Below are 12,249 nucleotides of genomic sequence, written 5' to 3' on the forward strand. Positions count from 1 at the left end.
CGTTGGGCTGTATGGCCGCCAAGCAGCTCGGCGGAGCGGTCAAGGACGCGGCCGGCGACGGCTTCAAGTCGGTTGCGAAGTCGGTGGCCCAAGGCTGGGTGAAGATGATCGAACTCGCCTTGGCGTGGTTCATCAAAATCCCCACCCCGGACTACGCCCACGACTCGGTGACCACCGATATTCAGCAATCAACCGTGCAGTTGCAGCTCTATGGGCTGGCACTGTCGATCCTGATTGGCTCCTACAAACTGATCCGTGCGCGGCGTCAGGCGGTGATGAACGAAGCCGAGGAGTCGTTTACGAGCTTGGCGAAAACCGTGTTCGGGGCCTGGATGTTCGGCGGCGTGCTCACCGTCTGCACGGCAGCTAGTGACTCGTTGGCCGACTGGATGCTCGACAAGGGTGCGGAGAACAACGAACAGCTCATCGCTAACCTGGGCGCGGCCAACTTGGTCGTCGGTCTCGGGTCGGGTTTGGTCTTCGTGGTCGCGATCTGCGGAATTCTCGGTGGTCTGTTGCAGGCGGTACTCCTGATCGGGCGCCAGGCGATGCTCGCTGTCGTGGTGGCCGTGATTCCGCTCGTCGGCTCTTTCGGCGGCACCGCAGTTGGCAAGGACGCCTTCTCCAAGTTGATCAAATGGACTGTGGCTCTTTTGCTCTGGAAACCAGTCGCCGCGATCGTGTACTGGGTGGCCTTCAAGATGGCCGGTCACGACGTGAACTCCCTCAAAGACGCACAGATGGCATTGATGGGCCTGATCTTGCTCGCCCTGAGCGCCTTGGTCCTGCCGATCCTGATGCGATTGGTCTCCGGTGGTGCGGCGATGTCGGGCGGGTCCGGGTTGCAGGCCGGAATGATGACCGCGGGCGTGGTTGCTGCCGCTGGAACGATGGTCGCGACCGGCGGAGCCTCAGCCGCTGCCGGCGGGGCGTCGACAGCGGCGACCGCCGGCGCGACAAGCGGCGGTGCTGCCGCAGGGCCGAGTGCAGGTGGCGGGCTCAGCGGCGGCACCGGCGGCCCACCACCTCCTGGTGGTGGCGGTGGTGGCGGCACCGGTAGTGGAGGCATGCCCCCTGGTCGCGGTGGAACTGGTGGCAGCAGCAGCGGCGGCAGCGGCTCGCCCTCGTCGCCCCCGCCCGGAGGGCGTAACTCCACCGACCAGCTCGGCGGGAACGGTTCCGGCAGCGGCAGCAGCGCTGGCACCGGAGGTCCCTCGATGGGAGATGTCTCGATGGCAAGCAATGCCGTGATGTCGGCCTCCGAGATGCTGTTCGACGACGGATACGAGTCCTCGTCGTCGGCGCAGGAGGGCAGCTACCGATGAGCACTCCGCGCAGCAACGCCGTCCTGCTGTATGGCCGCTGGGAAAAGCCTCGCTCCACCGGCCTTTTCGGTATGACATGGGGCGCAACCATTTTCGCTGGCGCCGTGCTCATCGTGGGCGTGCTCCAGTTCATGATTTTCCGCTCGTTGTTGTTGACCGGCGCAATTCTCGGCCTCGGCATAACTCTGCTGGTGCCGATGCTGATGCAGCGCCGAGGTCGTACTGGATGGGAGTTGATGATTGTGCGTCTGGCGTTCTGGCGGGCACAAAGCAAGGGAGAGAACACGTTCCGTGGAGGCGTGTTCGGGGTGGTGCCGGGCCGCTCGCAGATGCCCGGCATCCAGGGCGATACCCGGCTCTACGAATACGAGTTGAGCTCGGGAAAGCGGTTCGGCCTGATCCACGCCAGGGCCAAGGACCACTACACCGTAGTCCTGTCCAGCCAGCCCCAAGGGCAGGAACTTGTCGAGCAGTGGCAGATCAACGAGTGGGTGCAGGGGTGGGATGACTTCCTCGCCAGCCTGGGCACGACCCACAACGTGGCCGGCGCAACGGTGGTCGTCGAAACCGTTCCGGACAACGGCACCCGCATCGCCTCGGAAGTCCGGGCGATCACCTCTCCGGCTGCTCCCGGCTACGCCCGTGAGGTGATGGCACAGACTGCGTTGCATCGGGCGTCGGCGACCGTGCGCAGCGAGCTGCGCATCTCGATCACCTTCCGCCGCCAACGCGAGGCCGCCAGCCGTGAGGTGGCCGACCAGGGTGCCGCGATCGGACGTTTGCTCTCGACGATCATCTCCAACGCTGCTGCGGCCGGTCTGGACGCAGCACCGATGACGGCGGGGGAGCTGTGCGCGGTCGCAACCCGCGCATATCGTCCCGAGCTCGACCGCGAACTCGAAGTGCTGCTGAGCCGGGGAGAGCAGGACGAACTGCGCTGGGATCAGACCGGTTGCGCGGGCGCCAAGGCCCAGTGGGACTACTACGTGCACAACGGTTTCCGGTCCATCACCTGGGAAATGGCCGCTGCGCCGGCAGGCACCGTCACCCACGATGCGCTCCGCCCGCTGCTGGTTCCCCGCTTCGATCTGCCGCGCAAGCGGGTGGCGATCATCTACCGCATCCACAACATCGCCGAGGCGGTCAAGCTGGTCGACGGCGACTTCAAAGACGCGCTGTCGGCAGAACAGGCCAAAACCGGTATCGGTTCGGCTGCGGCGTCGATCCGCGTGGACAACACCCGCGCCGCCCGCGAAGAGCAAGCCCGTGGTGCAGGTCTGACCCGCTTCGGCGTGCTGGTCACCCTGACCGCGCCGCACGACGCCGATCTGCCCCAGATGACCGCCGAGATCGAGGGCATGTCCGCGGCCGCACGCATCGGAGTCCAGCGCGTGTACGGCGGCCAGGACTCGGCCTTCGCCGGGTCGCTGGGACTGGGGATCTTGCTTCCCGAATACGCCACGGTCAACAAGCGCCTCACCACCTGAACCCGAGAGGACCAAGCGAGCAATGACGACATTGGGAGTGCCCCCTCGGCACCGCGCCGCCGACTCCGCCGCCATCTCCGTCGAGAAGGAGACGGTGCCCGACACGGTGCGCGTCGGAGGCGTGCTGGTGCTGACCGCCCAGCGGTACGCGGAACTGAAACTCGACGCTGCCACCAAGACTGGGCTGGCGGGCCGCAAGGCGCGTCGCCGTCTGGCCACCGAAGATCGGCGCCGAGTGCGCGCAGTTTCCCGCGTGGTCGAGCAGGGCGGATTCGACATCGAAGGACGTGACCCTGGCCATCGCGGCGCAGCTGGAGCGGGGGGAGGCCGCACCAACATCGTGCTGAGAATGCACGAATGGCGTGCCACCACCGCCCAGGTGGCGGGCGGGTTCTGGCCGTTCTCCATCGGAGCATCGTCGCCGCTGCTGGGGACCCCGCTCGGCTCTCACCTGCGAACCGGGCAGGACTTCGGCTGCGATCCGCTCTCGTGGTTCCTGGCCGGGCTGATCACCGCCCCAGTCGCGTTCGTGCTGGCCCTCAACGGTTTCGGCAAGTCGTCGCTGGTGCGCCGGTTGGCGCTGGGCAACATGGCCCAAGGCCACACCTCCCTGTTCCTCGGCGACATCAAGCCCGACTACGCCGAGCTGACCCGAGCCAACAGCGGACAGGTCGTGACCGGCGGCTACGGGCACCAGAAGATCAACCCGTTGGCCGCCGGGGCCCTCGGCACCGTCCTGGACCGGCTGAGCGAGGAAGTCGCAGCACTCCAGGCCCTCACCGATCCGAGCGACGAACAGCGTCAACGACTGACCACCCTGTCCGATCTACGAGTACAGGTGGCTGCTGATCTGCGGGCACGCCAGGTCGCCACCCTCGCCGGTCTGGTCGAGATCAACCGCGGGCGAGCGGTGGAGGACTTCGAAGAGACCCTGCTGTCCTCAGCGTTGGACATGCTCTACCGGCCAGAGTCCGAGGGCGGCAGAGGATTCACCGGCGCTCACCCGCCGATCCTCGAAGACCTCTACGAAGTCATCAAGGAGGGCAACGCTGCTCTCTACGAAGACGCAGCAGTGGAAGGGAAAGACGCCTACGTCGAGGTCACCGCGCCGCTGCGCCGCTCGCTGCGAGCCCTCGTGTGCGGGCGTTTGGGTGAAGTTCTCAACGGTCAGACCACCCAGCCGCTCGATGTCAACGCGCCGGCGGTCTGTGTCGATGTGTCCCGCGTTCCCCAAGGCGACAAGAAGCTCAAAGCCGCACTGCTGCTGGTGTGCTGGTCCGACGGGTTCGGCGCCGTCGAGGCCGCCCATGTCCTTGCCGATGCGGGCATGGGGCCGCGCCGCACCTTCCAGGTCATCATCGACGAGCTGTGGCAGGTGATCGGTTCCGGTGCGGGCATCGTCGATCGCGTCGATGCTCTGGTCCGATTGAACCGGTCCGATGCGGTGTCGCTGGTCATGATCACCCACTCGGTGGCCGATCTGTCAGCGTTCGAGTCCCAGGCCGACGCCAACAAGGCCATCGGCTTCTTGGAGAAGGCACGACTGAAGTTCATCGGCCCGGTCGGCCCGGAGGAACTCGACCGGCTCTCGGCAGTAACGCAATTCAACGCCGCCGAGCGTGCCCTGGTCACTTCGGCGGCCTCGACACCGCCGCCATCGGAGTCGGTACTGCAAAAGCTCCGCCACAGCATGAGAGTCGGCGACCGCGCCGCCGAACGTCCGCGCCCCCACGGCCAGGGCGTGTTCCTGCTGAAATTCGGTGAGGACAACCGCCCCGGCATCGCTTTCCGACTGAACTTCACCCCGCTGGAAGCCAGCGGCGCTGTGCACGACACAAACTCCCGCTTCAAGGGCATCACCAGCCGAGCGGGTGCGGCATGAGCTCCCCCGACTCGACCCGGCGCTACGGCTGGATCGACGCCGAGATCCGGGAGCTGGCCGTGGCCACCGTCCGCGACCTGCTGCCGCACGTCGAGTCCCTGTGGGCCGCCTGCTGTGAGGTGTCCCAGCAGCTGTCGGTGCATCCCAACACGATCAAGAACTGGTACCGGGGTGCAGTCAGCGAACAGGACACTCCGCCAGCCGGTACGAACCTGGAGCTGACCGCCGCCCGCGAACAGATGCGGGCACTGCAACGACTCAACGCCAATCTCGTGGAAGCCCTCAAAGACCGGGGAACCCCTCCATGAACGAGGTCGCGAAAGGAGCAGTGGCGCTGGCCGTGGCGCTGGTGGTGGCGATACCCGTTGCGATCGTCGCCATGCTCAGCGGCACAACGATGGACTGCGACCCTTCCGGCGGCGGCAGCGAGACACCTTCCGGCGGTAACCCCGGTCAGCGCACCTGGCCGATGAAGAAGGGCACCTACAACCTCAGTTCCGGTTTCGGTATGCGCTGGGGAGCTGCCCACCAGGGCATCGACATGGGGTCGCAACCCGGCGTACCGATCTATGCCGCATTCGACGGCACGGTCGAGAAGTCGGGTCCCGCGGATGGATTCGGCCAGTGGATCATCCTGCGGCACACCATCGACGGTAAACGAGTCGACACCGTGTACGGCCACATGTTTCCCCAGGACCTGCTCGTGAAAGAGAAGGGTGCAGACGGGCAGCCGACGAAAGTGGTGGCCGGCCAGCAGATCGCACGAGTCGGGTACAACGGCTCGGTCAGCCCTCCCGGCCCCGGCGGGGCGCACCTGCACTTCGAGGTGTGGGATGGCGGCCGCTTCGGCGGCACCGCGATCGACCCACAGCCCTGGCTCAACGGCGCGTCCGAGCCCGGCCAGGCCCGCGGTTCGGGCGGGGTACGGAACATGGCAGCCGTGGTGCCTCACACCGAAGAACCGTCGAGCGAGGCAGCAGAGAGCGAAGCCCCAGCGGCCCGCCCGGCGGCGGACGAACCACTGCCTGAAGCGGTACCCGAACCGTGGCGCTCGCTGATCAACGAAGCCGCCGCCAAGCATCCCGACTCCGACCGCCGCATCGTGGCCGCGACCCTCTGGGCAGAGAATCGCGGATGGCCGCCGTACCGCAAGACGGGCTGGGCGACGTCGGAGTCGGCGGCAAATGGGCCGTGGCAGTTCATCCCGTCGTCGTGGGCGTCGATGGGCTACGACGGCGACGGTGACGGGATGAAGGACCCCGGTAATCCCGAGGATGCGGTACACGCCGCGTTCAACCACTCGCCCGGATCCGCGGGCCTGCCGGTGATCTTCGGCGAGTCCGGAAATCCGGCGGTCGACTATCCGACCAAACCGTTCTATCGACACAACCCGGCCAAGAAGAGCCTGCTCACCTACATGGCCAACTACAACGGCAACGACGGCACCGCTGTCGAGGGTGCGGTGTTGCCGAACTTCGCGCGCGGCCAGAACGGCGACTACGTGCGGATGGGCTACTGGCTGATGGCGACCAACTTCGAGAAAGGCTGGCTGCCCGAGTCGAACCAGATTGTCGATGCCAAGACCAAGAGGTCGCTGGGCACTCGACTCCCGTCCTCGGGCTCGTCCACGGGCAACGGATGCGACAGCAGCAGCGAAGGTGAAGGGTCGGCCGCGCCGAACGGGTCGTGGGTGTACTACTCGCAGAACGATCCGCGGTGGCAGGTCGATGGCCTTCCGCTTGCCGAAGCAGGCTGCGGCCCCACCTCCATCGCGATGATTCTCGCATCGACAACCGACAGCTCGATCACTCCGCCGGTCGTGGCGAAGTACGCGGTGGAGAAGGGCGCCTGGGGGGCCGAGGGACTGTCGTGGTCGTTCTTCGATCAGATCGAACCGAAGTGGAAGGTCCCGGTCCGGTCCATCGGCACCGACTACGCCGCCGCCGTGGCCGCACTCAAGAACGGCAAGAAGCTGGTGCTCTCGGGTGACGGAGGATTCCCGCCACCGTTCTGCCCGTGCCCCGGCGGACACATTGTGACCGCCCGCGGAGTCACCGACGACGGCAAGATCGTCGTCGCCAACCCCGCACCGAATCTGAAGGGGCCGAATGGAACACCGGACAACTCGGCGTTCTCCACCCCGATTCCAGGCTTGAAGAACATGTGGGTCTTCGGATGACGGCGACACCCAACCACCACGCAGGCCAGGACTCGACTGAAAGGATCACCATGACCACTCCCTTCGACAAGTCGAACCACTTCGGCCGCGACGGATACAACGCCTACGGCCTCGACGCGGACGGCTACGACCGCGACGGTTACGACACCCAGGGCTACGACCAGTGGGGATTCGACCGCTACGGGTGGGATCGCGACGGCCGGGACCGCGAGGGCTTCTACCGCGACGGGTACAACGATGCTGGCTACGACCGTGACGGATACGACCGGGCCGGGTTCAACCGCTACGGCTTCGACCGCACCGGCCACGACCGCACCGGCCAACGAGCACCGGCCCGCCCGATCGAACCTACCGTCCGCGACGGAGTAATCGGACTCGCCGGCGGAACGATCGTGGTGGTCACAGCGACCAGCATCGTCACCGCACTCGTGGTGTGGCTGCTGCGCTACATCTCTTCGCACGTACCGGTACAGGTGTGGGACCAGTTCGACAGCGGCCCACCGATACTGCCCGCTACCGGCATCGCCGCCCTCTGCGCCGCCGGGCTCGCAGTGCTCGCCATCGCGGCCTCCGTCGTCATGACGGTCTTCACACCCGGCGGAACCACCATGTTCCGGCTTCTCGTGTTCCTGATCGGGGCCTGCCTGGTGATCGCGATGGGAACCAGCCACACCGCTCCCACCTGGATCGCTTCCACCCTTCTCGTCGCCGCGGGCGGCGTAGCGATCAGCCAGCTCGTCCCAGCCGTCCAGCCCCGAATCCGCACCGCCGCCACCATCGACCGAAAGGACCCGTAATGACTCGCAAGAAGAACACCGCCAATGACGCAGCCGACTGGGATACCGCCCGCGACGCGGTGCGCGACAGCAGCGAAACACTCAAAACCATGAGCAGCCACAGCGAGCTGTTCACCTGGGCTGAGGGCAACGGCCTCAATACCCCGTCGCTGTTCACCAAATTCAAGGCCGAGCTGCGCAAACAACTGCACATCGACTACAACGAGCTGCGCCAGAAAGCATTCGACACCCGCACCGAAGAGATGGCACAGCAGGCCGCCGACGCACCACAGGTGACGCTCTACGCAGCCGGAGACAGCGAGGTCGACTCGTTCGCGATCTGCTCCGAGCACGGTGAAGATCCCTGGTACGGCGAGTTCCACCCCAACGACAAGGTCAGCGACCAAGACAGCGCCGACCTCTCTGCCGCACGTAAAGCGATCTACCTCGCCGGCCAAGCCCGCGAACAGGAAAACCTCGAGTTGATCGGTCTGCGCCTGGTGGTGTCCAACCACCGCGTCACCGACCAGACGCTGCAACGAGACAGTCTGCGCCACAAAGTGTTCGTGACCATCGACGTGGTCGACAACGGCGAGGACAACCCCGCGTTGGAGGTGTGTCGACTGCCGGGATTCCGCAGCTGGCGCGAGGTCTCCCTGACCGATCTTCTCGCAGCGGCCAGCGGGGCACGATGATGGCCAGCGCACCGGGAAAGACGAAGGAACCCTCAGGACACCGGGGCACCGATCTGTTGCTGTTCACCGTCGCCGGGGTGGTGGCCGTCGTGGCGGTCGTGACCTGGGTGGCCCTGAACCTTGCAGGTGGACAGACGGTGCCCGGCAACCCGTTTGCGGTGCCGATCAAGCTCGCCACGGGCGATCTGCGGTGGCCGCTGGCGGCGACCGTGTGGACCGTCCTGATGCTCGCTGTCACGGTCGGTCTCGTCGGTGGGGGAGCGTGGTGGTGGCGGCAGCGACGCACCAGCCGGACCCGCGTCGACAGCGCCCAGCAGCACCTGGGCAACGGCAAGGACATCGAATCGGTGACCGCCAAAGCAGTGGCTGCCAAAGCTAAATCCCTCGGCGTCACTGATGCGGTCATGCCCGCGGAGTTCTCCAGCACCATCGGCGTGCCGCTGGGCCGCACCCTCAGCGGGACAATGGTCTACGGGTCGTGGGAAGACATGCACCTCGACATCTGGGGTCCCCGCCAGGGCAAGTCGACCTCGCGGATCATCCCGGCGATCTGCGAAGCGCCCGGCGCTGTGCTGGCCACGGAGAACAAGCGCGGCAACCTCGACCACACCCGGCTGGTGCGCGAATTCCGCGACGCCGCCGGCAACCCGACCCGTCAGGTGTGGGTCTTCGACCCGCAAGCGGTTGCCAACGAGGAACCGTGGTGGTTCTGGAATCCACTGAGCTACGTCACCGACGAGACCCGCGCCGAAGAACTGGCCCAACTGTTCTCCGCCGGCGACGACGGCCTGGACGCCAAGAAGGACCCCTACTTCGACCCCGAAGGCGAAGACCTGCTGGCCAACCTCATCCTGGCGTCCGCTCTGGCCGAGGAACCGATCACCGTCGTCTACGAGCGGCTGGTCGTGCGCGATCGCGGTCACGAGGCCGTAGCGATCCTCGACGAGCACGGCTACCCAATGATCGCCCAGGCCCTCAACGCGCGACTGAACTATGCCTCCAAGCAGGCCGACGGCATCTGGGGTACCGCGATCAAGATGGCCAAATGCCTACGCGGACGCAACGTTCGCCAGTGGGTAGCCCCGACCGACGGCCAGGATCAGCGGCCCGAGCTGGACCTGGACTCCTACATCCGCAACGGCGAAACCCTCTACTGCCTCTCCCGCGAAGGTGTCGGCTCAGTCGGTCCCCTGGTGGCTGCGCTGACGATGGCCGCGACCAAGACCGCCGAGGCCATCGCCACCGCATCGCCAGGCGGTCGACTCCCGATGCCCATGCTGTGCGCGCTCGACGAAGCGGCCAACGTCGTGCGCTGGCCCGATCTACCGAAGCTGTACTCACACTTCGGTTCACGCGGAATCATCATCATGACGATCCTGCAATCGTGGTCCCAGGGCATCGGCGTGTTCGGCGAGCGGCCGATGAAGCTGCTCGAATCGTCGTCGAACATCTACATCTACGGCGGCAACGTCCGTGAAGCGGCCTACCTCGACAACCTCACCAAGCTGACCGGCCAATACGAGCGACTGGCACGCAACGTCTCCGACTCCAGCGGCGGCGGCAAGGGCGGCGGGAACCATTCAGTGTCACGCCACGTCACCCGCGAGAACATCTTCAACCCCAGTGACCTCGCAGCCTGGCCACGCGGCCGCCTGTTGCTGTTCTCCGCCGGCAACCAACCCACGATCCTGAAAACCGTGCCGTGGTGGGAAAAGCCATACGCGAACCTCATCAAACAGTCGCTCGCCGAGTACAGCCCCGACGCGCCGCCAGTCGCGGCGGTCGCCACCCCGGTTCACGCCGAAGGAGCACACCGATGACCGACGATCTGTTCCTGGACGAAGAGTTCGACGACGTTACCGCCGTCGAAGACTACGACGACGCCAGCGGGGAAAGCGCAGCCGAAGAGGCAGAGGCGGCCCCGGAACCGGAGTTCACCTCGGTGTACGAGTTCGTCGAGACCCACCTGGTGTTTCTCTACGCTCGCAAACTCTCCCACAAACAAGACCGCCGGTGGTGCCCCCGTTGGTTCGAGCACCCCGAAGCGGTCTCACGGCTCGAAGCGCTCTGGCGCGCATACGAATCGCTGCGGTTAGACCCCGGAACCGGAATGAGCGTGTGGTGGCGCGATCACGCAGACCACCACATGCCGGCACTGTTCGCTCCCGACGGAGCGTTCGAGGGGTGTTCGGTTGACCGCGGCCACAGCACCGACCTCGCAGCTACAGCACTTCCCACCGAAGAGATGGACGACCTGAACCTCCGATTGGCCATGAGCACCCTCGCCCCCGAAACCGTCAGCTAAGGAGCCCCGATGGAAGAGCACGACAACGAAACCCGCGAGATCGAACAGACAATGGAGCGTGCCCTGGCTGTCGCCATCGCACACGGCTCCTCGTTGGTGGAGTCCTGGTCAAAGCAGATGACCAAACAGCGCAATCGAAAAGCTCAGAGCGCCGACACCGACAATCTCAAAGCGCCCGAAGAGGCGGCAGACGACCTGGGGCGAACTGCCGCCAAGGTGGAACATCGCGCCCGCACCGATCTTGCGAAAGGCCGGCCAGACGCCACCTTCTGGCTCACCGCAAGCCCCGACGCGCTCGTCGAGAAGTTCCGCGCCGAAGCCGCCGAGAAAGACCCCTTCCGGGACCTCGACCCGCGCCGCCTCGGCGATCGTTCCTACGACCGGCAATGGGCACAAAGCACCAGGGGCACCGCAGTCGTGGGCGTGCTCGACCTCTCACACCGATACGCCGACGAGGCTGTCGTAGCGGCCAACGTCCGCGACAACCTCTGCGAGCAGATCCGGGATTTCGGCCTCGACCCCGACGAACTCATGCGCATGGACCCCACAGAAGCCGGCCGCCGCTACGAACAGGCACTGGGTGCAACCCTGTACGGCCCAGACAATCCCGCGGACTTCGGCCGGGACAACTCCGCTCATCCGTCGATGACGCACGACGGGAGCGACAGCATCGATCGCGATGGCGCCCAGGTCGCCGCACTGCTCTCCCAAGCACAAGTGGCCGATGATCGGGCCGCCACAGCTGAACACAACGCCGAGATCGCGGCCGAGCGGGCCGACTCGCTCGACCGGCCAGCACCACGTGAGCGGTCTGGAGTAGCACCCGCGCCGGTGACGGCATTGCCGCAGTCCTATCCGCCGCCGCCCGCAGCACCCCAGATGAGCAGAGCCGAACGAGTCGGCTCTGCAAGCCCAACCGCACCGGGCCGAGCCGCTGCTACTGCCGCCCGAGATCACCCCACCAACCCCCGCGCCGCAGTCGCCTCGGCACCGCGTAATCAGGCCCGCGCCAAGACAAGTGGCGGCAAGAGCGCAGATCGCCAACGCGCACGCGGAATGTGAACCCACCCAACCAACCAGAGGAGACAACGATGACCACATTCGACCCCACCCACCTGCTTGCCGAGATCGAAGCCGAGGACGCCGCCGAAGCACAAGCCCTCGCCGAACGGCAACGACGACGCCGCGAAGCCCTCGAACCCGCTGCCCGGCTGGCCGCCGAGATCGAAGCCACCCGCACCGAATTCCTCGAGGCCGACCGCCGGCGGCTCGCCGAACTAGCCCAGCTGGTCAAGGACGCAAAGAAGAACGGCGCTCCCTCCGCCAAACTCGATCTCCTCAGCGTCGCACCGCTGACCACCCAGGCCGGAACCCGGCGAGGACGCACGAGCGGTCCTCGCCGGTCACGCCGCACCGCGACCACTGAACCCTCGATGACTCAGTCCAGCTCGCCGGCACCGGATGATCAGGCGCTGGCGGAAGTGCGGATCGCGGGCTGAGAACCGCTTCACCGGATGTGGTCAGGCCGGTGTCACCGACAGGTGGCACCGGCCTGCGGGGTCCGCCCTCGGTACTCTGCCGCACTCGGAGTCGCTTCAAC

11 protein-coding genes are annotated in these 12,249 nt (G+C 66.2%); all 11 read left to right on the forward strand.

Annotation, left to right across the window (positions count from 1 at the left end; genetic code table 11):
• The first annotated feature begins 104 nt into the window (after positions 1 to 104).
• From KB201_RS21210 to KB201_RS21260, 11 genes are read left to right on the forward strand one after another with little or no spacing between them, the layout of a single operon-like run.
• Complete coding sequence (locus tag KB201_RS21210) at positions 105 to 1,325, forward strand: hypothetical protein (protein ID WP_249146212.1); 1,221 nt, start codon at positions 105 to 107, stop codon at positions 1,323 to 1,325.
• Complete coding sequence (locus KB201_RS21215) at positions 1,322 to 2,812, forward strand: SCO6880 family protein (RefSeq protein WP_211540346.1); 1,491 nt, start codon at positions 1,322 to 1,324, stop codon at positions 2,810 to 2,812. The genes KB201_RS21210 and KB201_RS21215 overlap by 4 nt, the downstream gene beginning before the upstream one ends.
• A gap of 22 nt (positions 2,813 to 2,834) precedes the next feature.
• A complete protein-coding gene (locus KB201_RS21220) occupies positions 2,835 to 4,694 on the forward strand; it encodes a hypothetical protein (protein WP_211540347.1) in 1,860 nt (619 codons plus the stop codon).
• Positions 4,691 to 5,002, forward strand: a complete 312-nt coding sequence (locus KB201_RS21225) for a transposase (protein ID WP_211540348.1) — start codon at positions 4,691 to 4,693, stop codon at positions 5,000 to 5,002. Before KB201_RS21220 ends, KB201_RS21225 begins: the two co-directional genes overlap by 4 nt.
• Positions 4,999 to 6,873, forward strand: coding sequence for a peptidoglycan DD-metalloendopeptidase family protein (locus KB201_RS21230; RefSeq protein WP_211540349.1), 1,875 nt, complete (start codon positions 4,999 to 5,001; stop codon positions 6,871 to 6,873). The genes KB201_RS21225 and KB201_RS21230 overlap by 4 nt, the downstream gene beginning before the upstream one ends.
• 50 nt (positions 6,874 to 6,923) lie before the next feature.
• Entirely contained in the window at positions 6,924 to 7,670 is a 747-nt protein-coding gene (locus KB201_RS21235; RefSeq protein ID WP_211540350.1) for a hypothetical protein, read from the forward strand.
• Complete coding sequence (locus KB201_RS21240; protein ID WP_211540352.1) at positions 7,670 to 8,344, forward strand: hypothetical protein; 675 nt, start codon at positions 7,670 to 7,672, stop codon at positions 8,342 to 8,344. Before KB201_RS21235 ends, KB201_RS21240 begins: the two co-directional genes overlap by 1 nt.
• The gene (locus KB201_RS21245) at positions 8,344 to 10,164 is read left to right on the forward strand and encodes a TraM recognition domain-containing protein (RefSeq protein ID WP_211540395.1); all 1,821 of its coding nucleotides are present in this window, start codon (positions 8,344 to 8,346) and stop codon (positions 10,162 to 10,164) included. The genes KB201_RS21240 and KB201_RS21245 overlap by 1 nt, the downstream gene beginning before the upstream one ends.
• The gene (locus KB201_RS21250) at positions 10,161 to 10,649 is read left to right on the forward strand and encodes a DUF4913 domain-containing protein (RefSeq protein WP_211540354.1); all 489 of its coding nucleotides are present in this window, start codon (positions 10,161 to 10,163) and stop codon (positions 10,647 to 10,649) included. The genes KB201_RS21245 and KB201_RS21250 overlap by 4 nt, the downstream gene beginning before the upstream one ends.
• Before the next feature lie 9 nt (positions 10,650 to 10,658).
• Entirely contained in the window at positions 10,659 to 11,711 is a 1,053-nt protein-coding gene (locus tag KB201_RS21255) for a hypothetical protein (protein WP_211540356.1), read from the forward strand.
• Between the two features lie 29 nt (positions 11,712 to 11,740).
• A complete protein-coding gene (locus KB201_RS21260; RefSeq protein ID WP_211540357.1) occupies positions 11,741 to 12,148 on the forward strand; it encodes a hypothetical protein in 408 nt (135 codons plus the stop codon).
• Positions 12,149 to 12,249 lie beyond the last annotated feature (101 nt).

It is taken from the genome of Gordonia sp. SCSIO 19800, from assembly GCF_018132775.1.
Lineage (GTDB): Bacteria > Actinomycetota > Actinomycetes > Mycobacteriales > Mycobacteriaceae > Gordonia > Gordonia hongkongensis.

What these genes read in the sequence shown, in the direction of transcription:
- KB201_RS21210 (WP_249146212.1), top strand. Translation starts at nt 105, where the DNA reads ATGATCGAACTCGCCTTGGCGTGGTTCATCAAAATCCCCACCCCGGAC.
- KB201_RS21215 (WP_211540346.1), top strand. Translation starts at nt 1,322, where the DNA reads ATGAGCACTCCGCGCAGCAACGCCGTCCTGCTGTATGGCCGCTGGGAA.
- KB201_RS21220 (WP_211540347.1), top strand. Translation starts at nt 2,835, where the DNA reads ATGACGACATTGGGAGTGCCCCCTCGGCACCGCGCCGCCGACTCCGCC.
- KB201_RS21225 (WP_211540348.1), top strand. Translation starts at nt 4,691, where the DNA reads ATGAGCTCCCCCGACTCGACCCGGCGCTACGGCTGGATCGACGCCGAG.
- KB201_RS21230 (WP_211540349.1), top strand. Translation starts at nt 4,999, where the DNA reads ATGAACGAGGTCGCGAAAGGAGCAGTGGCGCTGGCCGTGGCGCTGGTG.
- KB201_RS21235 (WP_211540350.1), top strand. Translation starts at nt 6,924, where the DNA reads ATGACCACTCCCTTCGACAAGTCGAACCACTTCGGCCGCGACGGATAC.
- KB201_RS21240 (WP_211540352.1), top strand. Translation starts at nt 7,670, where the DNA reads ATGACTCGCAAGAAGAACACCGCCAATGACGCAGCCGACTGGGATACC.
- KB201_RS21245 (WP_211540395.1), top strand. Translation starts at nt 8,344, where the DNA reads ATGGCCAGCGCACCGGGAAAGACGAAGGAACCCTCAGGACACCGGGGC.
- KB201_RS21250 (WP_211540354.1), top strand. Translation starts at nt 10,161, where the DNA reads ATGACCGACGATCTGTTCCTGGACGAAGAGTTCGACGACGTTACCGCC.
- KB201_RS21255 (WP_211540356.1), top strand. Translation starts at nt 10,659, where the DNA reads ATGGAAGAGCACGACAACGAAACCCGCGAGATCGAACAGACAATGGAG.
- KB201_RS21260 (WP_211540357.1), top strand. Translation starts at nt 11,741, where the DNA reads ATGACCACATTCGACCCCACCCACCTGCTTGCCGAGATCGAAGCCGAG.